At 64.1% G+C, this 26,432-nt stretch carries 25 protein-coding genes and 1 pseudogene; 15 read left to right on the plus strand and 11 right to left on the minus strand.

Annotated elements, in window-relative coordinates; genetic code table 11:
• The 3 genes from I6F12_RS19155 to flaF all read left to right on the plus strand — a co-directional run.
• Positions 1 to 1,136: DUF1522 domain-containing protein (locus I6F12_RS19155; RefSeq protein ID WP_225157018.1), on the plus strand; the 1,136-nt coding region annotated here is incomplete at its 5' end.
• A gap of 220 nt (positions 1,137 to 1,356) precedes the next feature.
• On the plus strand, positions 1,357 to 3,651 hold the full coding sequence (locus I6F12_RS19160) for a DUF1522 domain-containing protein (protein ID WP_036043756.1): 2,295 nt from the start codon (positions 1,357 to 1,359) through the stop codon (positions 3,649 to 3,651).
• 294 nt (positions 3,652 to 3,945) lie between these two features.
• Entirely contained in the window at positions 3,946 to 4,314 is a 369-nt protein-coding gene (flaF, locus tag I6F12_RS19165) for a flagellar biosynthesis regulator FlaF (protein WP_018642830.1), read from the plus strand.
• A 157-nt stretch (positions 4,315 to 4,471) separates the two neighbouring features.
• On the opposite strand, the gene I6F12_RS19170 is transcribed toward flaF, so the two are convergent.
• The 4 genes from I6F12_RS19170 to I6F12_RS19185 all read right to left on the minus strand — a co-directional run bounded on the left by I6F12_RS19170 (position 4,472) and on the right by I6F12_RS19185 (position 6,991).
• Entirely contained in the window at positions 4,472 to 4,831 is a 360-nt protein-coding gene (locus tag I6F12_RS19170; RefSeq protein WP_036027927.1) for a hypothetical protein, read from the minus strand.
• Between the two features lie 158 nt (positions 4,832 to 4,989).
• Entirely contained in the window at positions 4,990 to 5,487 is a 498-nt protein-coding gene (locus I6F12_RS19175) for a hypothetical protein (RefSeq protein ID WP_225157019.1), read from the minus strand.
• Positions 5,488 to 5,498: 11 nt separating this feature from the next.
• A complete protein-coding gene (gene flgJ / locus I6F12_RS19180; protein WP_036013115.1) occupies positions 5,499 to 5,867 on the minus strand; it encodes a flagellar assembly peptidoglycan hydrolase FlgJ in 369 nt (122 codons plus the stop codon).
• The gene (locus I6F12_RS19185; RefSeq protein WP_036027924.1) at positions 5,867 to 6,991 is read right to left on the minus strand and encodes a flagellar basal body P-ring protein FlgI; all 1,125 of its coding nucleotides are present in this window, start codon (positions 6,989 to 6,991) and stop codon (positions 5,867 to 5,869) included. The genes flgJ and I6F12_RS19185 overlap by 1 nt, the downstream gene beginning before the upstream one ends.
• A gap of 283 nt (positions 6,992 to 7,274) precedes the next feature.
• Between I6F12_RS19185 and I6F12_RS19190 the strand changes: the two genes are divergently transcribed.
• A complete protein-coding gene (locus I6F12_RS19190) occupies positions 7,275 to 7,688 on the plus strand; it encodes a flagellar assembly protein FliX (RefSeq protein ID WP_036027923.1) in 414 nt (137 codons plus the stop codon).
• Between the two features lie 12 nt (positions 7,689 to 7,700).
• On the opposite strand, the gene I6F12_RS19195 is transcribed toward I6F12_RS19190, so the two are convergent.
• Positions 7,701 to 8,072, minus strand: a complete 372-nt coding sequence (locus I6F12_RS19195; RefSeq protein WP_025037390.1) for a helix-turn-helix domain-containing protein — start codon at positions 8,070 to 8,072, stop codon at positions 7,701 to 7,703.
• A 163-nt stretch (positions 8,073 to 8,235) separates the two neighbouring features.
• On the opposite strand from I6F12_RS19195, the gene I6F12_RS19200 reads away from it, so the two are divergent.
• Together I6F12_RS19200 and dksA are read left to right on the plus strand one after the other, a co-directional pair.
• A complete protein-coding gene (locus tag I6F12_RS19200) occupies positions 8,236 to 8,847 on the plus strand; it encodes an NAD(P)-dependent oxidoreductase (RefSeq protein WP_225157020.1) in 612 nt (203 codons plus the stop codon).
• A gap of 217 nt (positions 8,848 to 9,064) precedes the next feature.
• Entirely contained in the window at positions 9,065 to 9,430 is a 366-nt protein-coding gene (gene dksA, locus I6F12_RS19205; RefSeq protein WP_085966600.1) for an RNA polymerase-binding protein DksA, read from the plus strand.
• A 282-nt stretch (positions 9,431 to 9,712) separates the two neighbouring features.
• On the opposite strand, the pseudogene I6F12_RS37335 reads toward dksA, so the two are convergent.
• Positions 9,713 to 10,043: pseudogene (locus tag I6F12_RS37335) on the minus strand (helix-turn-helix domain-containing protein).
• Between I6F12_RS37335 and I6F12_RS19215 the strand changes: the two are divergent.
• From I6F12_RS19215 to I6F12_RS19225, 3 genes are all read left to right on the plus strand, one after another.
• The gene (locus tag I6F12_RS19215) at positions 10,000 to 11,028 is read left to right on the plus strand and encodes an aldehyde reductase (protein WP_225157021.1); all 1,029 of its coding nucleotides are present in this window, start codon (positions 10,000 to 10,002) and stop codon (positions 11,026 to 11,028) included. The pseudogene I6F12_RS37335 and the gene I6F12_RS19215 overlap by 44 nt on opposite strands.
• An 82-nt stretch (positions 11,029 to 11,110) precedes the next feature.
• The gene (locus I6F12_RS19220; protein WP_036027921.1) at positions 11,111 to 11,890 is read left to right on the plus strand and encodes a fumarylacetoacetate hydrolase family protein; all 780 of its coding nucleotides are present in this window, start codon (positions 11,111 to 11,113) and stop codon (positions 11,888 to 11,890) included.
• Positions 11,891 to 12,397: 507 nt separating this feature from the next.
• A complete protein-coding gene (locus I6F12_RS19225; protein WP_225157022.1) occupies positions 12,398 to 13,564 on the plus strand; it encodes a PcfJ domain-containing protein in 1,167 nt (388 codons plus the stop codon).
• 134 nt (positions 13,565 to 13,698) lie between these two features.
• Here the strand turns inward: I6F12_RS19225 and flgH are convergent, their stop codons facing one another.
• Genes flgH through flgF form a run of 4 tightly spaced genes read right to left on the minus strand, consistent with a single transcriptional unit; the run spans position 13,699 to position 17,175 of the window.
• Positions 13,699 to 14,463 carry a flagellar basal body L-ring protein FlgH gene (gene flgH, locus I6F12_RS19230; protein ID WP_025037386.1) on the minus strand — a complete coding sequence of 255 codons (765 nt, stop codon included), beginning with the start codon at positions 14,461 to 14,463 and terminating at the stop codon, positions 13,699 to 13,701.
• 4 nt (positions 14,464 to 14,467) lie between these two features.
• On the minus strand, positions 14,468 to 15,598 hold the full coding sequence (gene flgA, locus I6F12_RS19235; RefSeq protein ID WP_225157023.1) for a flagellar basal body P-ring formation chaperone FlgA: 1,131 nt from the start codon (positions 15,596 to 15,598) through the stop codon (positions 14,468 to 14,470).
• A gap of 10 nt (positions 15,599 to 15,608) precedes the next feature.
• Entirely contained in the window at positions 15,609 to 16,397 is a 789-nt protein-coding gene (flgG, locus tag I6F12_RS19240) for a flagellar basal-body rod protein FlgG (RefSeq protein ID WP_036013098.1), read from the minus strand.
• 16 nt (positions 16,398 to 16,413) lie between these two features.
• Positions 16,414 to 17,175, minus strand: coding sequence for a flagellar basal-body rod protein FlgF (gene flgF, locus I6F12_RS19245; protein WP_128264476.1), 762 nt, complete (start codon positions 17,173 to 17,175; stop codon positions 16,414 to 16,416).
• A gap of 383 nt (positions 17,176 to 17,558) precedes the next feature.
• On the opposite strand from flgF, the gene fliL reads away from it, so the two are divergent.
• The 5 genes from fliL to I6F12_RS19270 all read left to right on the plus strand — a co-directional run bounded on the left by fliL (position 17,559) and on the right by I6F12_RS19270 (position 21,276).
• Positions 17,559 to 18,056, plus strand: a complete 498-nt coding sequence (fliL, locus tag I6F12_RS19250) for a flagellar basal body-associated protein FliL (RefSeq protein ID WP_036027917.1) — start codon at positions 17,559 to 17,561, stop codon at positions 18,054 to 18,056.
• 19 nt (positions 18,057 to 18,075) lie between these two features.
• Entirely contained in the window at positions 18,076 to 19,278 is a 1,203-nt protein-coding gene (gene fliM / locus I6F12_RS19255; RefSeq protein ID WP_036027916.1) for a flagellar motor switch protein FliM, read from the plus strand.
• Positions 19,275 to 19,721, plus strand: a complete 447-nt coding sequence (locus I6F12_RS19260; protein WP_057030304.1) for a DUF6468 domain-containing protein — start codon at positions 19,275 to 19,277, stop codon at positions 19,719 to 19,721. Before fliM ends, I6F12_RS19260 begins: the two co-directional genes overlap by 4 nt.
• A gap of 9 nt (positions 19,722 to 19,730) precedes the next feature.
• Positions 19,731 to 20,492: a flagellar protein FlbB gene (locus I6F12_RS19265; RefSeq protein WP_036013086.1), complete on the plus strand. Its 762-nt coding sequence runs from the start codon at positions 19,731 to 19,733 to the stop codon at positions 20,490 to 20,492.
• Between the two features lie 586 nt (positions 20,493 to 21,078).
• Positions 21,079 to 21,276: a hypothetical protein gene (locus tag I6F12_RS19270; RefSeq protein ID WP_074448248.1), complete on the plus strand. Its 198-nt coding sequence runs from the start codon at positions 21,079 to 21,081 to the stop codon at positions 21,274 to 21,276.
• 21 nt (positions 21,277 to 21,297) lie between these two features.
• Here I6F12_RS19270 and I6F12_RS19275 read toward each other — a convergent pair whose 3' ends face one another.
• Positions 21,298 to 25,389 carry a VCBS domain-containing protein gene (locus I6F12_RS19275; RefSeq protein WP_225157024.1) on the minus strand — a complete coding sequence of 1,364 codons (4,092 nt, stop codon included), beginning with the start codon at positions 25,387 to 25,389 and terminating at the stop codon, positions 21,298 to 21,300.
• A 410-nt stretch (positions 25,390 to 25,799) separates the two neighbouring features.
• Here I6F12_RS19275 and I6F12_RS19280 point away from each other — a divergent pair, with 410 nt between their 5' ends.
• On the plus strand, positions 25,800 to 26,414 hold the full coding sequence (locus I6F12_RS19280; protein ID WP_225114654.1) for a FecR family protein: 615 nt from the start codon (positions 25,800 to 25,802) through the stop codon (positions 26,412 to 26,414).
• Positions 26,415 to 26,432 lie beyond the last annotated feature (18 nt).

Here is a 26,432-nt window from a genome sequence, read left to right on the forward strand (position 1 = left end):
CCGGCGCGAGCGGTGCGGTCGTCACCGACGGCGACGGCAATTCGACCGTCTATCTGCAGGCCGGCACGGTTGCCGACGTGCTGAACGCGATCGACCTTGCCACCGGCGTGCAGACCGCGACCATCGCAGCCAACGGCACCGCGACGTTTGCGGCCGCCTCGGGCCAGTCGAAATCGTCGATCAACTCGTCAGGCCAGCTCAAGATCGCCACCGGCATCAACGCCGACCTGTCGATCACCGGCACAGGCAACGCGCTGAACGTGTTCGGCCTCGCCGGCAACACCGGCAGCGCCACCGCATTCACCGCGGCCCGCACCTCCGGCATCGGCGGCATCGCCGGCAAGACCTTGACCTTCACCTCCTTCAACGGCGGCACGGCGGTCAACGTCACCTTCGGCGACGGCACCAACGGCACGGTCAAGACGCTCGATCAGCTCAACACCAAGCTGCAGGCCAACAACCTGTCCGCAACGATCGACGCCAACGGCCTGCTGACCATCACCGCCTCCAACGACTATGCGTCCTCCACGCTCGGTTCGACGGCGGCGGGCGGTGCGATCGGTGGCACGCTGACCTCGGCGCTGACCTTCTCGACGGCTTCCACGCCCGTCCAGGATGGCGTTGCCCAGACGGCGCGTGCCAATCTGGTGACTCAGTTCAACAATATCCTGAACCAGATCGACACCACCGCGCAGGACTCCTCGTTCAACGGCGTCAACCTCTTGAACGGCGACCAGCTCAAGCTGGTGTTCGACGAGACCGCCAAGTCGAGCCTGAACATCACGGGCGTGACCTACAATTCCAAGGGTCTCGGCCTCGCCTCGCTGACGGTCGGCGTCGACTTCATCGACAACGCCGCCGCCAACCGGGTGCTGACCAACCTCAACGCCGCATCGAGCACGCTGCGCTCGCAGGCCTCGAGCCTCGGCTCGAACCTCTCGGTGGTGCAGATCCGTCAGGACTTCAACAAGAACCTGATCAACGTGCTGCAGACCGGCTCGTCCAACCTGACGCTGGCCGACACCAATGTCGAGGCGGCCAACAGCCAGGCGCTGTCGACCCGCCAGTCGATCGCGGTCTCGGCGCTGTCGCTGGCCAACACGTCGCAGCAGAGCGTGCTGCAGCTGCTCCGCTAACAAGCGGCTGAAATCACTGACTAAAATCGAGCGGCGGGGCCTTGGTCCCGCCGCTTTTTCTTTGCGTCCGGGGGCGGGCAGGGGCGTTCATCGGCGGTTAACCCTATCCCTTAAACCGCCGTTAACCATACTTTAAAGGACACCTCGTAAAACTGGACAAAAGGCCGGCTTTCCAGCCCGCGCGGCCGATTCGTATCCGGTTCAAGAGGAAGACTCGCCAATGTCCAACATCGTTCTCTCGGCGTCAGTTCGCCAGAACCTGTTGTCGCTGCAGTCGACGGCCGACTTGCTGGCCACGACGCAGGAGCGGCTGTCGACCGGCAAGAAGGTCAACACGGCGCTCGACAATCCCACCAACTTCTTCACGGCGCAGGGGCTGGACAACCGGGCGAGCGACATCAGCAACCTGCTCGACGGCATCAATAACGGCGTCCAGGTGTTGCAGGCCGCCAACACAGGCATCACCTCGCTGCAGAAACTGATCGACAGCGCCAAGTCGATCGCCAACCAGGCGCTGCAGACCACGGTCGGCTATTCCACCAAGTCGAACGTCTCCACCACGATTCCCGGCGCGACCCCGGCCGACCTGCGCGGCACGACCTCCTATGCGAGTGCGACCGCGAAGAGCAACGTGCTCTATACCGGCGCGGCCGGCGGCGTGACCCCGGTCACGGGAACTGCCGCACTCGGCGCCTCGCTCGGTTCGAGCGCCGGCACCTTCACAGGTACGGCCGCGCTCGCGGCCGACGGCACCACCGCGCTGTCCGGCACGGCGACGCTGGTCGGCACCACGGCATCGACCACCTTCGGCACGCCGCCCGCGGACGGCGACACCATCACGGTGAACGGCAAGACCATCACCTTCCGCACCGGCGTTGCTCCGAGCGCCCAGCCGACCGGCTGGGGCCTCGACGCCAGCGGGCACATCGCCACCGATGGCAACGGCAATTCGATCATTTATCAGGGAACGGCGGCGGCGCCCCTAGCGACCGTCAACGACGTCCTCACCGCCATCGACCTCGCCAGCGGCGTCAAGACCGCAACCATCAGCGCAGGCGCGGCGACATTCGCGGTCAGCGGCTCGGCCGGCCCTGTCGGCACGCTTCAGGTAGCATCGTCCATCTCGGGTGGTGGCGCGGTGACGCTGAAGAGTTCGACCGGCGCCGATCTGAGCGTGACGGGCAAGGCCGACTTCCTCAAAGCACTCGGCCTGACGTCCGCGACCGGCGCGGGCAACGCGAACGTGACCGCGAACCGCTCGACGACCGCGGGTTCGCTCGGCACCCTGGTCCAGGACGGCTCGACGCTGAACATCGGCGGCAAGACCATCACCTTCAAGAACGCGCAGACGCCGCAATCGACAGCGAGCGTGGCCACCGGCTATGGCGTCAGCGGCAACGTCGTCACAGACGGCAACGGTAACTCGACGGTCTACATCCAGAGCGCGACGCTGACCGATCTGCTTAACGCGGTCGACCTCGCCACCGGCGTCAAGACCGCCAGCATCTTCAACGGCGCGGCAACCATCTCGACCACCGCGGGCCAGATCCCGTCGTCGGTCAACAGCAGCGGTCAGCTTGCGCTCTCGACCGGCATCAATGCCGACCTGTCGATCACCGGCACCGGCAATGCGCTCAGCGCCTTCGGCCTCAGCGGCAACACGGGAACGGCGACGGCCTTCACCGCGGCGCGCACTTCGGGCGTCGGCGGCATCAGCGGCAAGACCCTGACCTTCACCTCCTTCAACGGCGGCACGCCTGTCAACGTCACCTTCGGCGACGGCACCAACGGCACCGTCAAGACGCTTGACCAACTCAACGCGCAGCTTCAGGCCAATCACCTGACGGCCACGATCGATGCCAACGGCGTGCTCACGGTGACCACCGTCAATGAATACGCCTCTTCGACGCTCGGCTCGACGATCGCGGGCGGCGCGGTCGGCGGCACGATCACCGGCGTTCTCGCCTTCACCACCGCGCAGCCGCCGGTCCAGGATCCCGTGGCGCAGACCGCGCGCTCCAACCTGGTCAACCAGTTCAACAACATTCTGGCCCAGATCGACACGACCTCGCAGGACTCCTCCTTCAACGGCGTCAACCTGCTCAATGGCGACACGCTGAAGCTGGTCTTCAACGAGACCGGCAGCTCCACGCTGAGCATCAACGGCGTGGTGTTCAATGCGGCGGGCCTCGGTCTCAGCAATCTCGTCAACGGCGTCGATTTCATCGACAACGGTGCCACCAACAGGGTGCTGGCCAGCCTGAACGCGGCCTCGAGCACGTTGCGTTCGCAAGGCTCCACGCTCGGTTCGAACCTGTCGATCGTGCAGGTGCGTCAGGACTTCTCCAAGAACCTGATCAACGTGCTGCAGACCGGCTCAGCCAACCTGACGCTCGCCGACACCAACGAGGAAGCGGCGAACAGCCAGGCGCTGTCGACGCGCCAGTCGATCGCGGTCTCCGCGCTGTCGCTGGCCAACCAGTCGCAACAGAGCGTGCTGCAGCTGCTCCGCTAATTCCGCAGCGCAACTTCGCTATTCGAGATTACGCGGCGGAGCTGATGCTCCGCCGTTCTTTTGAGGAAGATCGCTAAGACGAGATTAGCCGAGATCGACGCGCATCACGCCAGGCGAGTTTACATCGTGCGTGCGTAGATCTAGCGTTGCGCTGACGAAGGACTCCGTGCCCCGTAATTCTGCGGAGTACTTCCAAGCACGATACGTAAGCAAATCTTAAGCGGTGCTGCCTAGGGTTGGGAAAGAAATCCTTAAGCGCGTACAACGCGCTAGGTAACCTCCAGGGTGTGATTGATGTCGAATTCCGCTGCCTCGGCTTATGCGCGTGTTGCAACCACCACCGCATCTCCTCGCGACATCGAGGCGCAGACTCTGCTCAAGGCCGCCAACAAGCTCCAGGACGCGGTGAACAACGCCGATCCGCTCAGCGAGCAGACCATGCAGGCCCTGATGTTCAACCGCAAGCTCTGGACCATCTTCCTGAGCGAGGCGATGCGCGACAGCAATCCGCAGCCGATCGACGTCCGGCAGAAGATCGCCAACATCAGCGTGTTCGTGTTGAGCCAGACCGCCGCGCTGCAGATGAGCCCGCAGTTCGATCACTTCCGTCCGCTGATCGAGATCAACCGCAATATCGCGGCAGGGCTGTCCGGACGGCCGTGACGGAATTCGTGATGGTCGCATCACGAGCACATCGGCGAAACTCGCAATTTAGGCAGGAGCTGATCGCGGCCAGTGGTCTTGCCTCGGCACGCGAACTCCGCGCTGACCGATGACGGCCAGACGCAGAGTAGAAACATCGGCATCGATCGCGTGATCGTTAGGCGCTGAGATCCGTGCTGAGCGGACGCGAGGGCTCGGACTTCATGTCCAGTGCGTGGAAATAGGCACGCCGGCGGAGCATCGCCTCGTCAGGGAACTGGTTCACCACCGTGTCGGTCTTGTCGTTGACGACCTGAAAGACGAAGGACGCGGCCGCCTGGTCGAAGACGACCTGGCGCGAGATGTTCTCGTGGTTCGGCAAATCATTGCGCACCGGCGCGCTCGTATCGCTCGCGGCGACCGTTTGCCTCACCGGAAGATCAGTTTGCACAGCCTCGTTCGCCGCCGAATTCGACGTCGGTACGATCTGCACGGGGGCCGGGATCCCCACCGGCCTGATGCTGAAATCTGTACTCATGGCAGCCTCCTGGTTGCCTTACGTGAGTCAAATCCCAACCCCTCTAATCACGCAAGCATGGAACACCAGGACTGAACACCCGGTAAGGAAACATGCCTAACCGCGCGACGCCATCGCCGCGCGGTTTTTCCTAAAATTGTCGGTTGTTCTCGTGCTGCTCAGAGCGAGCGGCTGACCGCAAGCGGCGTGATATGGCGCGGACCTGGCGCTGCGCTGCGCCCGGCGGCGGTATAGGTGTTCGGCACGTTGCGCTTCTGGATCTCGGCGTTGACGCCGCGCACGACGCTTTCGGAAACCGCGTGCGCGGTCGCGAGCACGGTGAGATTGACCTGGAGCATCGCGCGGAACGCATCGTGGTGGCGATGCAGCGTCGAGAGGAGCTCCGGCGCGGACTTCGCGAGCTGGTCCTGGTTTGCCTTCAGCTGGCCGACTGCGCTGACGTAGCTGCGCGACAATTCCTGCTTCTTGCCCTCGAGCGTCATCGCCTCGCGGACCTTGCCGGCGCGGACGAGCTCTGTCTCGCGGTCGATCAATCCGAGCAGGGCGCTCATCGCGTCCATTAGGCCTTCGGCGAGCTTGCGCGCCTCGCTGCTGACGGGCGCGCTGCCCGGGCGCTGGGCCTGCATCGGCTGACGTGAGGCGTTGAAATGGTTCATCTCGTTTGACCTTATGCCGTGCGGATCGTTTTCGCCTGCTGCAGGATGAGGGTACGGTAGACGTCGCTGGCGATGCCGACGCCGCCGGCCTGGGCGAAGTTCTTGGAATATTGCTCGGTCAGCATCGAGCGCCATACGCCGGTGCCGGGCGTGTCGCCGAACGGGCCTTCGCCTTTCAGGCCCGAGGTCATCTGCGCGAACATGCTGTTGAGGAACATTGCCTCGAAGTCGGTGGCGGTCTTCTGGGCCTTGGCCTGTTGCTGCGGCGAGACCTTTTGCAGCGCGGCGGCGAGCTCGAAGTCCGGCCGGCCGTTCCGGCTCTCGACCGAGAAGGCCGAACTGGTGGCGAGGCGCGGGGTGTTGATCGCGCTGGTCTGCATCACATCACCTCGATGTCGGCTTCGATGGCGCCGGCGGCCTTGATCGCCTGGAGGATGCTGATCATGTCGCGGGGGCCGATGCCGAGGCCGTTGAGGCCGTCGACGAGCTGCTGGAGCGAGACGCCGTCCTTGACGAGCGCCAGCTTCTTGCCGTCCTCGGTGACGGTGACGCTGCTGCGCGGCGCGACCACGGTGCGGCCGCGTGACAGCGGATTGGGCTGGCTCACTTGCGGGCTCTCGGAGATGGTGACCGTGAGGTTGCCCTGCGCCACCGCGACGGTGGCGACGCGGACGTCGCGGCCCATCACGATGATGCCGCTGCGTTCGTCGATGACGATCTTGGCGGCGAGATCAGGGTCGACCTGGAGCTGCTCGATCTCGGTGAGGAAAGCGACGACGTTGCCCTTGAACTCGGGCGGGATCGACAGCTGCACCGTCGAGGGATCGATCGGCTCGGCGGTCTTGACGCCGAGATAGTCGTTGATTGCGGCCGCGATGCGCTTGGCGGTGGTGAAGTCGGGGTTGCGCAGCGCCAGGCGGACGTTCGGCAGCCGGTTGAGCGCGAACTCGATCTCGCGCTCGATGATGGCGCCGTTGGCGATGCGTCCCACCGTCGGCACGCCGCGCACGATCTTGGCGGCCTCGCCCTCGGCCTGGAAGCCGGAGATCGCGAGCGAGCCCTGCGCCACCGCATAGACGTTGCCGTCGGCGCCGAGCAGGGGGGTGACCAGCAGGGTGCCGCCCTGGAGGTTCTTGGCGTCGCCGAGCGCGGACACCGTGACGTCCATGCGCGTGCCCTGAGTGGCGAAGGCCGGCAGGTTGCCCGTGACCATGACGGCGGCGACGTTGCCGGTGCGGATGGTGGCGCCGCGGATATTGACGCCCATGCGCTCGAGCATCGCCTGCAGCGACTGCTTGGTGAAGGGGATGTTGTTGAGCGTGTCGCCGGTGCCGTTGAGGCCGACGACGAGGCCATAACCGATGAGCTGGTTCTGCCGCACGCCCTCGATATTGGCGAGGTCCTTGATGCGCGAGGTCGCCGCCGCCGAGGTGACCGACAGCGCCAGCGCCGACAGCGCGGCGCAGGCCAACCCAACAATCCTCACCCAACGAACGCCTGGCATCTCTGCTCCCCAAGGCCCCTAGAAAAGGCTCCGCAAATCGGACAGGACTTGCACGACACTCCCATGACGAGCTGGTCCGGCGCTTTCCTTGCGAGCGCTGTGCCAACGCCTGGTGGCGAGCTAGGTGGCTGAATAGCTTGAATAAATCTGTTGCGTCCGCTATCAGCACTGGTTCGCCCTGAGGAGCGAAACTGCCGCCTGTCGGCAGATTTTGCCGGGCCGTTTACGCACCGTTAACCATAAGACAGCGAAGGTGAGGCATCGATCACCCGGATTCTTTCCGATGCGCATCTACGGACCCAACGGTACGACGCTTGGCACGCCGGCCAGCCAGGCCAAGCGGACGGGCTCCGGCAGTTTCGTGCTGCCCGACACCTCATCTGCGCAGGAGACGCGGAGCGCTGCCGCACCGAAGGCGGCCGCCAACATCGATGCGCTGCTAGCGTTGCAGGGTGTCGAGGAGGATCCGGTCGAGCGCCGCAAGCGCTCGGTCGCCCGCGGCAGGACTGCGCTCGACGTGCTCGACGATCTCAAGATGGGCCTGTTGTCCGGCAATCTCGACGCCTCGACCGTGATGCGGCTGCGTGATGCGGCGGCCCACCTGAAATCGTCCTCAGGCGATGCCGGTCTCGATGCGGTGCTCTCCGAGATCGAGCTGCGGGTCGAGGTCGAACTGGCGAAGGCCGGGCAGGCGTAGTCACGGAGGCTCTTACGCCGCTTCCTCCTTCAACTGCGCATCATAGCGGCGCTGGGCGGCGAGCACGTCTTTCAGATTTTGCTCGGCCCAATCGCGTAAGGGATCCACAGCCGCCGCCAGTGTCAGGCCGAGCTGGGTGATCGAATATTCCACCGTCACTGGCACGGTCGCGATGGCGCGGCGCCTGATCAGGCCGTCGCGTTCGAGCGACTTGAGCACCTGGCTCAGCATCTTCTGCGAGATGCCTTCAATCGTGCGGCGCAATTGATTGAAGCGCATCGGCTCCTCGCGCAGGAGCAAGAGGATCAGCACCGCCCATTTGTCGCCGACGCGATCGAGGATTTGGCGGGTGGGGCAGTTCGCTGCGTAGACGTCGGGTTTCATCGTCGGTTCTCGGAAATCCATACCGTTGCTTGGCATCCGCGTGCCGGTTGTACGCGATCAGTTACCTCAGCGTAATCAGGTAAGCACAAAGTGCTCTCTTAACACCAGCATTCTTTGCGATATCTAGTCTCTGTCAGTTACCATAGAAGCAAAGGAGCCTTCCATGAAAATCGCAGTCGCCGGCGCCTCGGGCCGGGCGGGGTCGGAGATCACCAGGGAACTGTCCCGCCGCGGCCACACGGTCACGGCCATCGCCCGGAACCCGGAAAAGATTGCGGCCCTGCCGAACGTCACGCCAACCAAGGGGGATGTGCTCGACCAGGCGGGCCTCGCCAAGCTGTGGGCCGGTCACGACGTCGCCGTGAGTTCCGTGCACTTCCTGGCCAGTGATCCGCTCAAGCTGATCGGTGCGGCGAAGGACTCCAAGGTCGGTCGCTACCTCGTGGTGGGCGGCGCCGGGAGCCTCGAGGTTGCCCCAGGCGTGAAGCTGGTCACGACTCCCAATTTTCCGGCCCACTACAAGGCCGAAGCGGAGGCGGGCTCGGCCTTCCTGGACCTGCTGCGGCAGGAAAAGGACCTGAACTGGACCTTCATCTCGCCCTCGGCGCTGTTCGAGGAGGGGGAGCGCACCGGCAAGTTCCGGCTCGGGACCGACCAGCTTCTCGCAGATGCGAACGGCAAGAGCTGGATCACCTTCGCCGACTACGCCATTGCGCTCGCCGACGAGATCGAAAAGCCGGCCCACCTGAAGCAGCGCTTCACGGTCGGCTATTAAGGGCGGCCAGCTGCCTCCAAGCCCTCAAGGATAAACCTTCCTGTGCAAGGGCTTGGGGGCGCGGATCGGGCGGTGAGGGAAATATTGTCTGTCACGGGAGGCCACTATATAAGGCCCGGCTCAACGGACCCCGGTCCGTCCGCGAGTCGTTGCTTAAGAAGATAGGCCTCCCTTGGAAAAGTTGAAAAACTACCGACCGACCGACAAAGAGCCTTTCATGAACGACCGGCAGAAGGAGTACTTCCGTTTGAAGCTCCTCGCCTGGAAGGATGAGATCCTCAAAGAATCCAAGCTCACCCTGCAGGCTCTGCAGGAGGAGAACGTGAACCACCCCGATCTCGCCGATCGGGCCTCGTCCGAAACCGACCGTGCCATCGAACTCCGCGCCCGCGACCGCCAGCGCAAATTGATCGCCAAGATCGATGCCGCGCTCCAGCGTATCGAGGACAACACCTACGGCTATTGCGAGGAAACCGGCGAGCCGATCTCGTTGAAGCGGCTCGAGGCCCGGCCCATCGCGACGCTCTCGGTGGAAGCGCAGGAGCGCCACGAGAAACGCGAGAAGGTCTATCGCGACGAATAAGGTCCGAGCCGCAGAGATGCGGCTCTTTGTTTTTGGACGCAGGGCGCCATTTCGCGCCATGCTCCGCATATTGCCCACAGCTTGCCGTCGCGCCCACCATGGCGACAGCGCGATCGCGAAAAGTGAATCGCGATCAACGGGCTAGACCGGATTGCTCCGAGCTCACGTGAGTTCGGATGAGAAACAGCCTTCACTTCAGGTGCGGGAGATTTTGCGAGTCGCATCAACGAGATCGACTCTGAAGTTGAGACGCTGATCCAGCTGCATCAAGCATCGCTGCAATCAGGCCTGCTGCGACGTCTCGAGACGGGCATTCCCATAAAGCCTGGACCAGCTCAATATTTCCTTAAACGCCAACAACAGGCCGTGGGCCGCATCGGTCAGCTCGTACTCCACCCTCAACGGCTTTTCCGCGAAGACAGTGCGCGACACGAGGCCGTCCTGCTCGAGCTCGCGCAGCTGCGTGGTCAGCATGTGCTGGGTGATGCCGCCGATCGACGCAAGGCGCCGAAACGACCGCGCCGTTCATCAGCGCAAACAGGATCTCCAGTTTGAGGGGAATGCGGGTCATGAGCACTGTTCTGGTCACCGGCGGGTCGGGCTTCGTCGGCATCCATGTCGTCCTGCAACTTCTGGCCGCCGGCCATGCCGTGCGGACGACGGTGCGACGGCCGGAGCGCCAAGCCGATGTGCTCGCCATGCTGCGCGAGGGCGGGGCGGCGACGCCCGAGAGCGTGGCCTTCGTCACCGCCGATCTGACCCGGGACGACGGTTGGGCGGCGGCGGTCGCGGGCTGCGACTACGTTCTCCACGTGGCGTCCCCGCTCTCGACCACCGTCCCCACGGACGAGAACGAGATGATCATCCCCGCCCGCGACGGAACGATCCGGGTGCTCCGGGCCGCGCGCGCGGCCGGTGTCAAGAGAGTCGTCATCACCTCGTCGCTGGGCGCGATCGGCTATGGCCATCCGCCGCGCGACAAGCCGTTCGATGAGACCGAATGGACCAATCTCGCCGGTGTCGACGGCCAACCCTACGTCAAGTCCAAGACGCTGGCCGAGCGGGCGGCTTGGGATTTCGTCGCGCGCGAGGGCGATGGGCTGGAGCTGTCGGTGATCAACCCCGCCGGCATTTTCGGGCCCGTGCTGGGGCCGGACTTTTCCGGCTCGATCGAGATCGTCAGATCGCTGCTCGACGGCGCCATGCCGGCCGTGCCGCGGGTCTATTTCGGCGTGGTCGACGTCCGCGACGTCGCCGAGCTGCACCTGCGGGCGATGACTGCGCCGGAGGCGAAAGGCGAGCGCTTCATCGCGGTCTCCGGCGAGACGATGTCGATCCTCGACATCGCCCGCGTGCTGCGGCGGGAACTCGGGCCGCGGGCGCGCCGGGTTCCGTGGCTCCAGGCGCCGGACTGGCTGGTGCGGCTGGCCGCGCGCCGGATTCCGCTGCTGCGTGCGGTCGTGCCGATGCTCGGAAAAGTCAGGCATTCCACCAGCGCCAAGGCCAAGTCGCTGCTCGGCTGGCAGGCGCGCTCCAATGAGGAGGCGATCCTTGCGACCGCCGAGAGCCTGATCCGGCTCGGCCTCGTCAAGGGGTGAGGGCACGCCACCCGCGCTTGTCAGGCCGGGGCGGGGATGCTGAAGTGCCGCCTTGGACTGCGTAGCGTGGGAGGCGGCGCCGATGGACAAGATTCTCGAAGCCGCAAAGGCGATCGCGCTGGCGCGTCGCAACCACGCCCCGCTCGCGGCGCTGGAGCGCCCCCCTGCGGACGAAGCCGAGGGCTATCAGGTCCAGCGCACCCTGCACGATCTGCTGCTGCCGCATGTCGGTCCGCTCGTCGGCTACAAGATCGGCTGCACCAGCCAGGTGATGCAGGACTATATCGGCATCCCGCACCCTTGCGGCGGCGGCGTGTTCCAGAAGGGCGTCCATGACAACGGCGCCAAGCTCGCCGCCTCCAATTATGTCCGGGTCGGGGTCGAATGCGAGATCGCGGTGCGGCTGAAGCGGGACCTTGCCGCCGGCGAAGCGCCGTTCACGGCCGAATGGGTCGGCGAGGCGGTCGAGTCCTATCATCCGGCGATCGAGATCGTCGACGACCGCTACGTGAAATGGGAGACGATGGGCGCGCCGACCTTGATCGCCGACGATTTCTTTGCCGCCGGCTGCGTGCTGGGCCCATCGGTCCCGCGCTCGTCGGTGCCGGACCTCAAGGCGGTCAAGGGCCGCGCCATCGTCAACGGCGAGGAGGTCAGCCACGGCACCGGTGCGGACGTGCTCGGCCATCCCCACAACGCGCTCGCCTGGCTGGCCAACCATCTCGCCGCCGAGGGCAAGGGGCTGCACGCGGGGCAGCTCGTGCTCACCGGCAGCCTGGTGAAGACGCTGTGGCTGAAGGCCGGCGACAAGGTGCGGATGGAGCTGGACGGGCTCGGCGTGGTGGAGGCGGAGTTTACGTGAGGGGCATTGGTCCTCTCCGCAGTCATTCCCCGCGAAGGCGGGGAATCCAGTACGCCGCGCAGAATCGATTTAACCACTGACGTCTCGGAATACTGGATCGTCCGCCTTCGCGGACGATGACGGGGCACACGCTTCTGCCTTCATTTTTCCGTCGTTGCGAGGAGCCCTCGCGACGAAGCAATCCAGTCTGTCTCCGTTGAGGGATTCTGGATTGCTTCCGCCTTCGCCAAGGCTTCGGTGGACAAGTCGCTGCGCTCGCAATGGCGGAGTGTGCTGTCGCGGCGTTGCAATAATGTCGCGGACCTGCCTCGCAGTACGCAGCTTCTGACACATCCCGACAAAGGCATCTTGCGCCCGCCGGCAATCGGGTCTATGAGCCCCGTCCCATTCAACCTGCGCGTTCAAAATTGAGGAGACCAGCCGTGAGTACTTTGTGGCGATCGACACATTCCGTGCCGACGCTCTCAGTGCGTCCGGCTGACAGTCATCCAATCATGTTGAACGACAATGGCACAGTCATTGATTCAGCGCCGGCGGGAGGCCGAGCGCGCGCGGGTTGAAGCCTACGAGCTGTCGCTGCGGCATGTGTCGCAGCGGACGCGTCCTCCACCGGATTTCGAGAACGCGATCAAAGAGGCCAGGCGTGGCTTCGAGGCGAACGTCCTTCGCGATGCTTCGGCATGGAAGCCGCAGCTGAAGACTCGCGACGCCGCGCGTCTTCGTCTTGGCGCCGCCCGCTATCTCTTTGCGCGCTATCCTGTCGCTGAGCATCTGGAGCAGATCTGGATCGACAGCGCGGGACTGAGCCGCGACGAGATCATGTTGCGCAAGCGATGGTATGTCGTGGCGGCCGGCGGCGGTTCGCTCTACGCCGCCGGTGCGGCCGAATGGCTGTCTCGCAAGGAGGTCCATGCCTTCCTCAATCCGTTGGGGAAGGTCGGCTTCGAGGCTGCGATCTGGCAGGCGATTGCGCGTTCCTATGCGACCGATCCCGCTGTTGCGATGCGGATCGCGCGCACCAGGATCACGCAGACGCAGCGCGCTCAGCATCGCTTCTGGCGCGAGGTGGTGCGCTTCTTCTGCGCGCAACCCACCACGGTCGAGGACATGGATGACTTCCATGACTACCTCGCCGATTGCCACCGGCGTGATCCAGAGTACACCCTCAAGGGGCGTTCACTGATCTCGCTTGGGCGGCAGATGCGCGAATGGCATCGCGATCTCGATGCCATTGCTCGTATCGAGGCCGCACGCCGTCGCGCCGAGGCGGCGCGAAACCGTGCGCGGGGGCTGGCAGCAGGCCCCGAGCAGAGCGAGGACCGTTGGCTCGGTGCAGCGATCGCGGACTGGTCATGGACAAAGTCGTCCAAGGACCGGGCCAAGCGCGAAGAATATGTTGTGATCCAGTTGAGGACGGCAGCCGATCTCGTGGCTGAGACGCGCAGCATGCGTCACTGCGTCGCCACTTACGCGACAAAGTGCATTGCCGGGCATGCCTCGATCTGGTCGCTCCGTCGCCGTACCTCGGGTGACGTCCAGCGGCTGCTGACCATCGAGCTTGATACCCGTTCCAGGGCGGTTCAGGTTCGCGGGTTTGCGAACCGTCCGCCGTTTGCCGAGGAGTGCAAGATCCTCCAGCGATGGGCGCAAGCACGCGGGATCATGCTGCTGTGAGAGAAGCCTGCGCCGCTTCGGCGGCGCAGGCAAAATACATGCGGCCCTCGCCAGGGGAGCTAGCGAGGGCCGCGTAGTACATCGTCGTTCGCGCCTTTAGTTCGCGAGCACGATGTGGGAGCTCTTGAAGGCGCTTAGAAGGGCAGCAGCACGTCCATGACCTGCTGGCCGTAGCGCGGCTGCTGCACGTCGGTGATCTGGCCGCGGCCGCCATAGGCGATGCGGGCCTGGGCGATCTTGGTTGAGTCGATGGTGTTGTCGCTCTGGATGTCTTCGGGGCGGACGATGCCGGCGACGATCAGCTCGCGAATTTCGAAGTTGACGCGGATCTCCTGCTTGCCTTCGACCACCAAATTGCCGTTCGGCAGCACCTGGGTCACCACCGCGGCGACGTTGGTCTGCAAAGCTTCCTTGCGGTCGACGCTGCCCTTGCCCTCGCTCGAGGAGGTCGAGTCGGCGGTCAGAATGCGGCCGGGGAGGATCTTGTTGGCCTGAGTGATCGTCTGGGAGCCGATGAAGTCCGTGATCCCGGAATCTTCCTTGTTGCTGCGGCTGCGCGAGGTGTCGTTCTCGATGTTGGCCTTGTCGGTGATGTTCACGGCCACCGTCAGGAGATCGCCGACCTGGCGGGCGCGCTGGTCCTTGAAGAAGGCGCGGCTGCCGTTGCGCCACAGCGAGTTCGGATTGTAGGAGGCGACCTCGGGCTTGGGCATCGGCATCTGCACCGGCTTGTAGCCGGGCTGCGTCGTCGGGTTGTCGATCGCCGACAGCTTCGGCTGCTCGCCGATCTGCGACAGGCGGTCGATCGAGGAGCAGCCGCTCGCCAATGCGCAAGTTGCCAGCAGCAGGGCAGAGATCGCGATGCGACGAAGGCGGGAGGCCGAACTGAACGTGGACATGAATCTACTCTGACTTGGCTGGAGCTTGCGAGAGGCGAACTTGCGGAATCTGGGCTTGGGCGATCTCGGCTGCGGACGCGGGTGCCTGGACCAGGCTCTGCGCCAAGGCAGCGGCCGCCGGCACGGGGTCGCGCTTGACCGACGAGGTCTGCTCGACCGCCGGTGCCATCGGTGCGGACTGGCTGGCGCCCTGCACCGTGATCTGGCCGCGGCCGGTCACGATGCCGGTCAGCGTGCGCTTGGAGTGCAGATTGAGCACGCTGACGGTGTCGCCCTCGGCGCCGCTCTCGATCGCCTTGCCGCGCGTGGTGAGATAAAGGCCGGGCACCTGGTAGATGATGGTGACCGCCTGGTCGCGCACCACGAAGTCGGGCCTGACGAGGTCGGCGGCGCGGATCGGCGTGCCCGCGCGCATTGCTCGGCGCAGCTGCATGCCGATGCTGCGGTCGCGCGAGGCAGGCTCGCCGGTGACCTCGGCCTTCGGCCGGCGCTCCAACGACAGGTCGGAAGATTTCAGAAGCTCGGCGCGGTCGATGTCGCGGGTCAGCACGGCCACCTCCACCGTCTCGATCGCGGTGCCGGTGAAGCGCAGCTTGGTCGGTGCGGCATTGCCGTCGTTGGCAATCTCGAAGGCGATGTCGAAACGGCCGCTGCGGGCATCATAGCGGGTTGCGACCGGCTGCAGCGCGCCGCTGTTGGAGGCGTCCAGCCGCATCTCGGCGACGCTGCGGTCGAACGTGATGGTGATGTTGGCGGCGTCTCCGAGGCCGAAGCGGCGCTCGAGCGCCGCGGCGACGGCGTTCTCGATATCCTTGCTCGCGAGCGTGCGGGCGAGGCGGGTGACCTGGACCTCCTTGATGTCCCCGGTCATGACGCCGATCACCTGTTTGGCCCGCAGCACCGACAGCACCTGGCCGACCGTCAGCGTGCCGGTGGTGCCGAGATCGGGCGAGCGGTAGACCGGGATCAGCGCGGCCGATCCGGCGTGGTCGATGAGATCGCCGATCCGCACCACGTCCGAGGTCACGGTGACGCTCGCGCGCAGCGTCGGCGCGGCGATGAAATCGTTGGCGGCCGCTGCCGGCAAGGCCAGCGCGAGAAGGATGGAGATGGCGGCGAGGGTGGCGCGGATCATCGTCATCACCTCAGCGGAACAGCGCCGTGGTCGATTGCATCATCTGGTCGGCGGCGCTGATCACCTTGGCGTTCATCTCGTAGGCGCGCTGGGCGGCGATCAGGTCGCTCATCTCCGAGACGACGTCGACATTGGCCTGCTCCAGGCTGCCTTGCGTGAGCTTGCCGTAGCCTTCGGTGTTCGCGGTGCCGTCCTGCGGCGCACCGGACGAGGGCGTCTCGGTGAACTGGTTGTTGCCGACCGGCTGCAGGCCCGCCTTGTTGATGAAGCGCGTGACGCCGATCTGGCCGACGATCGAGGAGGTGGTTGAGCCCGGCAACGTCACCGAGACCTGGCCCTGCTCGCTCACGGAGATGCCCGAGGCGTTGTTGGGAATGGTGATAGTGGGCTGCACCGGATTGCCCTGCGCGGTGACGACGCGGCCCTGATTGTCCATCTGGAAGGTGCCGTCGCGGGTGTACTGGAAGGTGCCGTCGGGCATCAGGATCTTGAAGAAGCCCTCGCCCGAGATGGCGAGATCGAGGTCGTTGCCGGTCTGCGACAGCGTGCCTTGCGTCATGCTGCGCGGCGTGCCGACGGTCTTGACGCCGCCGCCGATGTCGACGCCGACCGGTAGGATGGTGCCCTGGTCCGACGATTGGGCGCCGACGCGGCGGACGTGCTCGTAGATAAGATCCTGGAACGCCGCCGTCTGCTTCTTGAATCCGGTGGTGCGGAGGTTGGCGATGTTGTTGGAGATCACCTGAACGTTGAGTTCCTGTGCCGCCATTCCGGTCGCTGCGGTGTGAAGCGCCTGCATCTCAGTTCTCCTTCAATCAGGCCGGAACGTCGGCGAGCTTCTCGATCGCCGATTTATGGAGGTCGCTCTGCTGCTGCAGCAGGTTGGCGACCGCGGCGTAGCTGCGCATCACCTCGACCATGCGGGTCATCTCGCCGACCGCATTCACGTTCGACTTCTCGACATAGCCCTGCTGCAGGGTGGACTTGGTGTCGGGCTGCTGGTTCGCCGAGCCGGCGGCATAGAGATTGGCGCCGAGCTTGGTCAGCTTGGCCGGATCGTCGAACGAGACCATGCGGATCTTGCCGCGGATCGAGTCGGTCCGCGCCGTGCCCTCGAGCACCGTGACGGTGCCGTCGGGCGCGACGTTGATGTCGTGGTCGGTCGGCTGAAAGGTGATCGGGCCGGCATTGCCAAGCACGAGATTGCCGTCGGCGGTGACGAGCTGGCCGGTGCTGTTGAGCGAGAACTTGCCGTCGCGGGTATAAAACTCGCCGCCGTTGGCCTGCACTGCGAAATAGGCGCCGCCGTTGATCGCCATGTCGAGCGGATTGTTGGTCGGCTCCAGCGGCCCCTGGCTGATGTTGCGGAAGGTGCCGCGGTCCTGGACATAGGAGACCCGGCGGTCGCGGCCGATGAAATTGTCCTCACGCGCGTTCGAGTTCAGATATTCCTCGAACAGCGAATGGTCGGACTTGAAGCCGTTGGTGTTGGCATTGGCGACGTTGTTGGCGATGACATCCATCTGCCGTTCCAACGTCATCTGCCGTGACAAGCCGATCAGACGCGCGTTCTGCATCGGAAATCTCCCCTGAGCGGATCTGCCATTTCGCTCTCCCAAGCGCCTTGGCGGACCCCGTGACCGAGACCGTCGGGCTCTCCCAAGCCGTGCGGTCTCGGGCCTGTCTCAGCGAAAGCCGTGCCAATCAGGAAAATCACGTAACTTCAATGTGTTGGCGACTTTCGAGGGGCGCGAGCAGGCGGCAGAAAGGTTCTGTTAGCCATGTTTGCCCGGCAGATTTTTCCTAGCGGCGGCCCAATCGAAAGATTCCGTTAACCATTATTACCGTAGCGTTTGCGCATCAGAGGAGCGCATTGCGCTGGGGCATTCGTATCGCGTCATTGTCTGCCAGGAGGCTTCGCTCTTTCGACCCCTTTGAGAGATGAACGGGCGCGGCAACCATGGCAGAGAACGAGGAAGGCGGCGCAGCCGCTGATGGCGCGGAAGCCGCTCCGCCGAAGAACAAGCTCAAGCTCATCATCATGGTCGTCGGCGCGCTCGCCGTGCTCGGCGGCGGTGCTGCGACCTGGTTCTTCTTCTTCCGTCATAGCGGCGATGAGCATCATGCCGAGGCCGCGCCGCCGCCGAAGCCGCCGGCCTTCGTCGACGTTCCCGACCTGATGGTCAACCTCGCCGGTTCGCCCGGCGAGCGCGTGCAATATCTGCGGTTGAAGATCGTGCTGGAGCTGAAGGAAGAGAAGCAGATCGAGGCGATCAAGCCGACGATGCCGCGCGTCACCGACATCTTCCAGACCTATGTGCGCGAGCTGCGCCCGTCCGACCTCAACGGTTCGGCCGGCATCTTCCGCCTCAAGGAGGAGCTGACCAAGCGCGTCAACGCGGCGGTCGCCCCGATCCAGGTCAGCGCCGTGCTGTTCAAGGAAGTCGTGGTCCAGTGAGCATGACGGACTAAGGATCATGGCGGGCAACGACCAAGTCGACCAGGATGCAATTGCCGCCCAGTGGGAGGCCTCGCTCGATAGCGAGGATCCCGCCGAGGCGGCAAAGGCTGCCGCCGAGAACGAGCTATCGGAGACGATGGCCCTGCAATGGGCCGCCATGGTCGAGGACGGCAGCCGCGATCTCGGCACCGGCAAGAATTCCGGCGAGCGGGTGTTGTCCCAGGAGGAGATCGACAATCTCCTCGGCTTCACCGTCGGTGACGTCACGCTCGACGACCATTCCGGGATTCGCGCGATCATCGATTCGGCGATGGTCTCCTACGAGCGCCTGCCGATGCTCGAAATCGTCTTCGACCGCCTGGTCCGGTTGATGACGACCTCCTTGCGCAATTTCACCTCCGACAACGTCGAAGTCTCGCTCGACCGCATCACCTCGGTGCGCTTCGGCGACTACATGAACTCGATCCCGCTGCCCGCCGTCCTCACCGTCTTCAAGGCCGAGGAGTGGGAGAACTTCGGCATGGCGACGGTCGATTCCAACCTGATCTATTCGATGATCGACGTGCTGCTCGGCGGCCGCCGCGGCACCAGCCAGCTGCGCATCGAGGGCCGGCCCTACACCACGATCGAGACCGAGCTGGTCAAGCGGCTGGTCGAGGTGGTGCTGGCCGACGCCGAGCAGGCGTTCCGGCCGCTGTCGCCGGTGACCTTCTCGATCGACCGGCTCGAGACCAATCCGCGTTTCGCCGCGATCAGCCGTCCCGCCAACGCCGCAATCCTGGTGCGCCTGCGCATCGACATGGAAGACCGCGGCGGCAATATCGAGCTGCTGCTGCCTTACGCGACCATCGAGCCGATCCGGGGCGTCCTGCTCCAGATGTTCATGGGCGAAAAGTTCGGCCGCGACCCGGTCTGGGAGGGCCACTTCGCCACCGAGATTGTGCAGGCCGAGATCGCCGTCGACGCCGTGCTCTACGAGGCCGACATTCCGCTCAAGCAGCTGATGCGGCTCAAGGTGGGCGACACGCTGCCGCTCGACATGCGCGCCGACGCCAACGTCACCGTGCGTTGCGGCGACGTCACGCTGACCGAGGGGCGGATGGGCCGGGTCGGCGACCGCGTCGCGATCCGTGTGACGAAACCCTTGCGCAAGCCAAGTACGACACTTGCGATGTTCGAGAAGGTGGACGAGCAGAACAAGATGATGGAGGCCCCATGAACCACTCCCTGGGAATGGCGATCGAGACGCTGGTGGCTATCCTGCTGATGCTGACGATCGTCTACTGCGTCACGCTCAACAAGCGCTTGAGGCGGCTGAAGGCGGACGAGCATTCGCTGAAGGCCGTCATCGCCGAGCTGATCACCGCGACCGAGATTGCCGAGCGCGCGATCGGTGGGCTGAAGCTCGCCGTGCGCGACGTCAACGAGAACCTCGGCAGCCAGCTCGCCGCCGCGACGCAGATGTCGGATCAGCTCTACAAGCAGCTCGGCGAGGCCGACAACGTGGTGCGGCGCCTGTCCAAGATCGCGATCGCCGCGCGTCCCGTCACCAATCCGGAGACGGTCGCCGCGCCCGCGGCCAAGCCGTCGTCCGCGAAGGCGGTGGCGGCGGCCGCCGAAGCCTTCTCCGAGCGCCGACGATCCAACGGCCTTGCCGCATGAAGCCTGGGTATGAAGTCATTTCGTAACATCCGCGTCATTCCCGTCGTCCTGGTCGCCGTCGCCGGCCTCGCCACGCTGAAGGTGGCGGGCCTTGCGATCAACGGCGGCTATGTCTTCGACTACAAGCCGAACCAGGGCAAGAAATCCTGGGCGGAAGAGAACCTGAATTTCCCGACCGGCCGCGAGGATCCCGACATCACCGGCTCGACCCCTGCGCCGAAGGAAGCACCTAAGCCGGCAGCGCCCGAGACCAAGATGGAGGGTGGCACCGTCGTCAAGATCGACGAGGGGCAGCCGCAGGTCTCGGCCGCGGAGCGCGCGATCCTGGAACGGTTGCAGGCGCGGCGTCAGGAGATCGAGGCGCGCCAGCGCGAGATCGACATCCGCGAAAGCCTGCTCAAGTCGGCCGAGAAGCGCATCGAGACCAAGGTCGAGGAGATGAAGGCGGTGGAAACCCGCATCTCCGCGACCCAGGCCGAGCAGAAGGCCGCCGAAGCCCAGCGCATGAAGGGCCTCGTGACCATGTACGAGGGCATGAAGCCCAAGGATGCCGCGCGGGTGTTCGACCGGCTCGAAATGGGCGTGCTGATCGAGATCGCCTCGGCGATCGCGCCGCGCAAGATGTCGGACATCCTGGGCCTGATGTCATCGGAAGCCGCCGAGCGGCTGACCGTCGAGATGGCCCGCCGCGCCAATGGCGGCGGCGATCAGTCCGCCTCGGCCGGCGAATTGCCCAAGATCGACGGCAAGCCGACGCAAAAGCCGAATTGAGGCTCGAGGAGAAGCGCGCTTTCAATCCGCGCGCTGTCGACTGAAGCCCAGAGAAATGCCTCGTGCGCCTAATTCGCGAAGGCCTGTTGCACCCTGCGAACAGGCGGGCGCAACTGCTGCTCCATCTGGGCGAGGATATTGACCTGCTGCTTGATCAGCGCCGCCTTCGAGACGCGGGTCACGAGGTGCAGGGTGCTGTGGCAACAGGCACATTCATATGTCTTCAGGGCATATCCTCTTGCAATCGGGACGATCGCGACGACCGCTCTTGCTCTGCTACACACAATGCAACCGGCTTCTCCGCTCATTGATTACCCCCAGAGCTAACCAATGCGATTTGCATCGCCGAGATTCACATCTGATTCAGAGTCGCGCGCGAACCGCAACGAGCCGAAGGTTGTGAGTGCGCGCGCTCAGCAACCCGTCAAGGTGGAAATCAGAATCCCGTAGCGGATGCAGCCGGGGCAGGCGGCATCCTCCGGGACTGCGATGACTTGACGCGCGCAGGTGTGAAGTGGCGTACAGTGGTGCTCAAGGCGCCGTCCTACGCTTCGGTCATTCGCAGTCGGCAGCGCAGGAGGAGGCCATGAACTACTCGTCCGCAGCAGAACGCGTCATCGAGGCCGTCAACCGGATGCTCATAGCGGCGATGACATCCGCATGGACATCCGCGCTAAGCCATCAGCATGCCGCGCCGCCGGATGGCGAGGCCGGCAACGATGATCAATCTTCTCTTGGCGAAGAGAGCTCCTCGGCGCCCGATGGCGCCGGGACGCAACACTGAAGAGCCCATTGGCTCGGGGCGTCACAAGATCAGATCGTGCAAGCCGTGGCCGTGAGCCGGACTTGGGCCATGAGGCGGATCAACATCGGGCGGAGATGGTTCAGGCGTGAACGCCAGCTCGAGCCCGTGGAATCCTCCAGCGTGGCCGGGATGACCGGCGAGGTCTAGATGATCCGGCACCACGCTGTGCTGTGAGCCCTGCGAAGCGTTATCCTTGAACTTGAACGACTCGCCGAGCTGCTGCGTCTCGCTTGCAAGCGAATGGTTGGCGCCTCCGCTCGACGACTTCAGAAGGCTCGGATTGAGCGTCGCCTCTGCCATTCCATCGTTGGCACGACCGTGGCCATGCGCCGCCTCGTCGGCGTTTCCTTGAGGCGAGGCGCCGTGATTCCCGGCATTGTTCCCCGGTGCAAGCCCGCGCCCGGCGTGCTGTTCGGCGGCATGCTGGTCAAAATTCAGCGCGGCGATGGCAATGTCAGGCATGTGGCCGCTTCCAGCAATCGCGCCACTTTTGGCCAGCAATGCTGTGTCGGGACCGGCCAGGTGGTCGAAGACAAAACTGGCCTCCGTCGGTGCGGCGACGTATTGCGACATCGTAGACGGTCCGCTGCCCGAAGGAGCTACTGCAACAACAGCGAGTGTTTCGGTCGAGGGCGTTTGCATCGGGTCCGAACTGGAGATGCTCGAATATTCAGTTTGTTCGATCTGGTCCGAAGACGTATCCAGGTTGTGGAGCGGCTCGCTTGACTGGATGTCCGGACTCTCTGCGAGGAGCGTGCCGTCGCCGCTTCCGGAGTCGGACGAGATTTCGGAAGTGATCGTCATTAGCCCGGCCGCATCACTCTGCAGGGTTGCGGTGAGGTCGGTCAGCTCGCTGGCGACCGCCACTACAGGCGCCGCTGGCGCCAGGATGAAGTCCGAGGCATCGACGGTTGCAATCCCCTGCAAATGGATTTCGAGCAGACTGGAATCGCCGATGTGCAGGGTCTGGTCCGTTGAGTTGACGTACACGATGGTTTCGTTCGACGCGCTGTCATAGATCCAGGCGATCGTATGTGGCGGCACCGTCGTGTTGGTTGAGCTCAACGCCAGGATGGCAAACCCGAGCGCGCCAAAGGCGGTCAGGTCGATCCTGTCCGCTCCCGATGCGAAGTCGGTGATGGTGTCGAACTGACCGGCACGGGAATCGGCAACGAACAAATATGCGAAACGATCGTTGCCATTGCTGCCGGTGAGTTGGTCCGCACCAAATCCGCCGGTTATGGTATCGGCGCCGTTGTTGCCGTTTACCGTATCGTTTCCCGAGCCGCCGTAGATGGCATCATTGCCATCGTTGCCCTTGATCGTGTCATTGCCTGAGCCGCCATAGAGAACGTCCGTCTTGCCGGTCCCATTGACCGTATCACTGCCGGCTCCCGCATAGATGACCTGACCTGTGTCGCCGCCGCCGGCGATGGTTTCGCTCCCCGGCGTTCCGTACACGTTCGGAGGATCGGAGATCACGACGGATCCGGTGGCCAGGTTGTCAAAATCGTTGGGGTCGGCATCACTGGCGCCATGAATGGCGACGGTCACCGTCTGCGTGGTACCGTCGATCGCGGTCACCGTGAATGTGTCGGTCAGGGTGTCGCCGGAATCGAGAGCCTCAACCACGCTGTTGTTGTTGTCGAGGGTGTACGTCCATGCGCCGGCTGCGGTCATCGTGAAGGTGCCGTATCCGTCGTCGCTCGCGGTCGGTGAAGAGATCGCGGTGAACGTATTCGGCGCGTTGTCGACGTCGGTATCGGTCAGCGTGCCAGTCGCGATGGGAGCGCCGGGCGAGAAGGTTCCTGCCTCGGTCACTGAGCCGGTCGTGGTGCCGGAAATGAGGGCCGCGTCGTTGCTGCCGTGAATGGTGATCGTCACCACTTGTAGCGTGCCGTCGAGGGTCGTGACAGTAAAACTGTCGGTGAGTGTGTCCCCGACATTCAGCGCCTGCACCGCGCCGCTCGCATTGTCGAGCATGTAAGTCCACGCGCCGGCGGCGGTTAGCGTAAAGGTGCCATAACCATTCGTGCTTGCCTTGGGCGAACTCACCGCAGTGAAGGTATTGGACGCATTGTCGACGTCGGCGGCAAACAGCGTGCCGGTTGCGCTCGGGCTGCCCGGTGTCGCATTGGCAACGCCGCCGGCCTCGGTCACCGCACCGGTCGTGGTGCCGGAAACGATGGCGGCATCGTTGGTGCCATGGATGGTGACCGTCACCACTTGGGCGGTTCCATCCAGAGTGGTCACCGTGAACGTGTCGGTCAGCGTTTCGCCGGTATTGAGCGCCTGCACCGCAGCGTTGGCGTTGTCGAGCGTGTAGGTCCACACGCCGGCAGCCGTCATGGTGAAGGTGCCGTAGCCGGCGGCGCTCTGCGTCGGCGAGCCGACGGCCGTGAATGCATTTGCGATCGTGTCCACGTCGGTATCGGTGAGGGTGCCGGTCGCGATGGGCGTGCCGGGGTTAGCACTGGCGACGCCGCCAGCCTCGATGACGGCGCCGGTCGTGTCGCCGGAGATGACCGCTGCATCACTGGCTCCCTGGATGGTGATCGTCACCACCTGGGGCGTGCCTCCGATCGTGGTCACCGTGAAGCTGTCGGTTAGCGTTTGGCCGGCATTGAGCCTCTGCACTGCGAGGTTCGAATTGTCCACGGTGTAGGTCCACACGCCGGCAGCCGTCATCGTGAAGGTGCCATAGCCGCCGGTGCTCGTCGTTGGCGAACTCACGGCCGTGAACGTATTTGGTGGGTCGTCGACGTCGGTATCGGAAAGCGTGCCGGTCGCAATCGGCGTGCCGGGCGTTCCATTGGCAATGCCGCCAGCCTCGACGATCGAGCCGGTCGTGGTGCCGGAGATGATTGCAGCGTCGTCGACACCGTTGATGGTGACTGTGAACGTCTGACTCGCAGAACTGAGGCCGTCGGAAACCGTGATGACGAAACTATCGGTCGTGGGCGCCTTCAGCGCGTTGATCGCGATGCTGTCAGGCACGAACGTGTAGGCGCCGCTCGTACTGTTGACGTAGAGCGTTCCGTACGGACCGGGCTTTGACAGGTCGTATGTCACTCCGCCGAGGACCGTCTCGCCGGCGGTTGCCCCTATGACGCCAAAGGTCAGCTTGGCGCTGCCGCTGGTGCTGCTGGCAGCGAAGATTCCGCTCGTCGCAGTGAATGTATCAAACACCACCGTATCGAGCTCGGTCGGCCCCGCTCCGGTGCTGAGTGTCGGCGGTATGGGGTCGAAAACGGGAATGGCGAATGGCGACACAGGCGCCAGCAAATTCTGCAGCGAGGGCGCGTCGGGCTGAATGAAATTGATCGGCTGCAGCGATTGGGTTTTGACGAAGGGAGGCGTGCTCGAGCCATGCGGCCCCTGTCCGTCCAGATTGGCGAGCACGTCCTGCTGTGCGGCGCGCAACTCGTCCATGCGAGCGGCCGAGTTCGCGACCTGATTGACACTGATGGTGGATCCCACTTTCTTGACGATGATCGTTTCGCCGGGATCATCGACGATGATGTGCCGTGGGATCGGCTCCTTGGTCACGAGCTCAAAGGCGCCGTGCGCAAGGTCCTTGTAAGTGATGGAGTCGTCATCCAGGAATGTGACGTCCGGGTCCGCGGCCTCGGCATTTTCCGCGACCGAGAAAGTCAATGCTGCAAGCGTCAGCATTCCGAAACCGCCCGCGTGACTCCGGGCGCGAATACCTGCAATTGGCGTATTCAGCTGGATAGACCCGGTTTCTCCCAGCCGACCTGGTACGAAACTGAAGCTGCCTCGGGTCACGTCGAACAGGACTGTAGGTGACGTGCCTTCGACGTCGAAGACGAATTCGCTCAGCGCCAGGCGCGTGTCGCAGGAGATGTTGAAGAGAGTACCGTCGATGAAGCGAATCGTGATCTGTCCGTCGGCGTCGGTCTCTATCACGTCGGCCCGGTAGACAGGCGCGCCGGCTACGGCCTGTGTGGCGACGCCACTGGCTCGCGCGAGCGTGCCGCAGCCGATCGCTGTATGAATATGGCCAATGATTTGGACGGGCAGGGCCGCGGCGGCCCTATTGCCAACCCGGACATCGGATGCAACCAACATGGCTCGACCTCGCCTGGGTGATCGATTCAGGCTCGGCGTGCTGCCATGGTCTTTCGGGGCGGCCCTCGCCAAGGGACAAATATCCTGGGCGCTGGCAGCCGAAGGCTTGCCCGCCGAAATCATCAAGTCTGGTCCAGAGAGACGCATGGCGCGGGGACGGCGGCGCGTAATGCCATTCCCGGCGCATATCCCTCCCGCTAAAGTGATTAAATTGACAAACGAGAGCTTATTTAATTTGTGGCCGCTTCCGTAGGGCCGCGGTAAATTAGAACGATTAAAATTATTAAACAAGAAATTTATTTATTGCGGCGGCGCTTCGCGGTTCAAGAAGTGAGCCGCCGCTAGCGGTAGGATCTTCTCGGAAAGGGCGGATCATGTGCAGACCTACGACAGCCGCTTTGGCGACCGGCTTGGTCTTGGCGCTTGCCAATTTCTTGCCGAGTGCGGCTCAAGCGCAAATCGATTCCGCCGGGCCCGCCGTCACCAGCTCGTCTTCCAAACCGATTGGCAAGGTGGTGGCGGCCACAGGCTCCGTCACGATCGAACATGCGGGCGCAGTGATCGTTCAAGCGAATGTCTCAAGTGAGCCCGGCCAGGCCAAGAGGGGTGATCCCGTATATCTTGGTGACGTGGTGCTGACCGGAGACGACGGCCGGGTCGGAATAAATCTTAGCGACGGCAGCTCGTTCAATTTATCGAGCAACGCCCGTATGGTGCTGGATCACTATGTGTATGAGCCGGCCGGCAAGTCCAACGCGACCCTGTTCAGTCTTGCCAAGGGAACGTTCACTTTTGTTGCGGGCAATGTTGCGAAGACCGGCGATATGAAGGTCGATACGCCCGTTGCCACGTTGGGGATCCGAGGTACGACGCCGCACATCGAGATTTCTGATGACGGGTCAGCCAAATTTTCGACGCTGATCGAAGAGGGCAAAAGCAAGGTCCTGAAGAAGCCGCCGGCCGGCGCGGCGCCGGAGCCCGATCGAAGCGCCAATCGCAGGCTCATTATCTGTCGGGGATGCTGAGAAGTTTGCTCGGCCGAA

Source organism: Bradyrhizobium sp. IC4059, assembly GCF_020193615.1.
GTDB lineage: Bacteria > Pseudomonadota > Alphaproteobacteria > Rhizobiales > Xanthobacteraceae > Bradyrhizobium > Bradyrhizobium yuanmingense.

Coding starts and splice junctions, on each gene's coding strand:
- I6F12_RS19260 (WP_057030304.1), top strand. CDS start 19,275: ATGAACCACTCCCTGGGAATGGCGATCGAGACGCTGGTGGCTATCCTG.
- I6F12_RS19270 (WP_074448248.1), top strand. CDS start 21,079: ATGAACTACTCGTCCGCAGCAGAACGCGTCATCGAGGCCGTCAACCGG.
- I6F12_RS19185 (WP_036027924.1), bottom strand. CDS start 6,991: ATGCCAGGCGTTCGTTGGGTGAGGATTGTTGGGTTGGCCTGCGCCGCG.
- fliL (WP_036027917.1), top strand. CDS start 17,559: ATGGCAGAGAACGAGGAAGGCGGCGCAGCCGCTGATGGCGCGGAAGCC.
- I6F12_RS19195 (WP_025037390.1), bottom strand. CDS start 8,072: ATGAAACCCGACGTCTACGCAGCGAACTGCCCCACCCGCCAAATCCTC.
- I6F12_RS19225 (WP_225157022.1), top strand. CDS start 12,398: ATGGCACAGTCATTGATTCAGCGCCGGCGGGAGGCCGAGCGCGCGCGG.
- flgA (WP_225157023.1), bottom strand. CDS start 15,598: ATGATCCGCGCCACCCTCGCCGCCATCTCCATCCTTCTCGCGCTGGCC.
- I6F12_RS19170 (WP_036027927.1), bottom strand. CDS start 4,831: ATGAGTACAGATTTCAGCATCAGGCCGGTGGGGATCCCGGCCCCCGTG.
- I6F12_RS19215 (WP_225157021.1), top strand. CDS start 10,000: ATGAGCACTGTTCTGGTCACCGGCGGGTCGGGCTTCGTCGGCATCCAT.
- flgJ (WP_036013115.1), bottom strand. CDS start 5,867: ATGCAGACCAGCGCGATCAACACCCCGCGCCTCGCCACCAGTTCGGCC.
- fliM (WP_036027916.1), top strand. CDS start 18,076: ATGGCGGGCAACGACCAAGTCGACCAGGATGCAATTGCCGCCCAGTGG.
- I6F12_RS19160 (WP_036043756.1), top strand. CDS start 1,357: ATGTCCAACATCGTTCTCTCGGCGTCAGTTCGCCAGAACCTGTTGTCG.
- I6F12_RS19200 (WP_225157020.1), top strand. CDS start 8,236: ATGAAAATCGCAGTCGCCGGCGCCTCGGGCCGGGCGGGGTCGGAGATC.
- dksA (WP_085966600.1), top strand. CDS start 9,065: ATGAACGACCGGCAGAAGGAGTACTTCCGTTTGAAGCTCCTCGCCTGG.
- flgH (WP_025037386.1), bottom strand. CDS start 14,463: ATGTCCACGTTCAGTTCGGCCTCCCGCCTTCGTCGCATCGCGATCTCT.
- flgG (WP_036013098.1), bottom strand. CDS start 16,397: ATGCAGGCGCTTCACACCGCAGCGACCGGAATGGCGGCACAGGAACTC.
- I6F12_RS19190 (WP_036027923.1), top strand. CDS start 7,275: ATGCGCATCTACGGACCCAACGGTACGACGCTTGGCACGCCGGCCAGC.
- I6F12_RS19275 (WP_225157024.1), bottom strand. CDS start 25,389: ATGTTGGTTGCATCCGATGTCCGGGTTGGCAATAGGGCCGCCGCGGCC.
- flaF (WP_018642830.1), top strand. CDS start 3,946: ATGTCGAATTCCGCTGCCTCGGCTTATGCGCGTGTTGCAACCACCACC.
- flgF (WP_128264476.1), bottom strand. CDS start 17,175: ATGCAGAACGCGCGTCTGATCGGCTTGTCACGGCAGATGACGTTGGAA.
- I6F12_RS19175 (WP_225157019.1), bottom strand. CDS start 5,487: ATGAACCATTTCAACGCCTCACGTCAGCCGATGCAGGCCCAGCGCCCG.
- I6F12_RS19265 (WP_036013086.1), top strand. CDS start 19,731: ATGAAGTCATTTCGTAACATCCGCGTCATTCCCGTCGTCCTGGTCGCC.
- I6F12_RS19220 (WP_036027921.1), top strand. CDS start 11,111: ATGGACAAGATTCTCGAAGCCGCAAAGGCGATCGCGCTGGCGCGTCGC.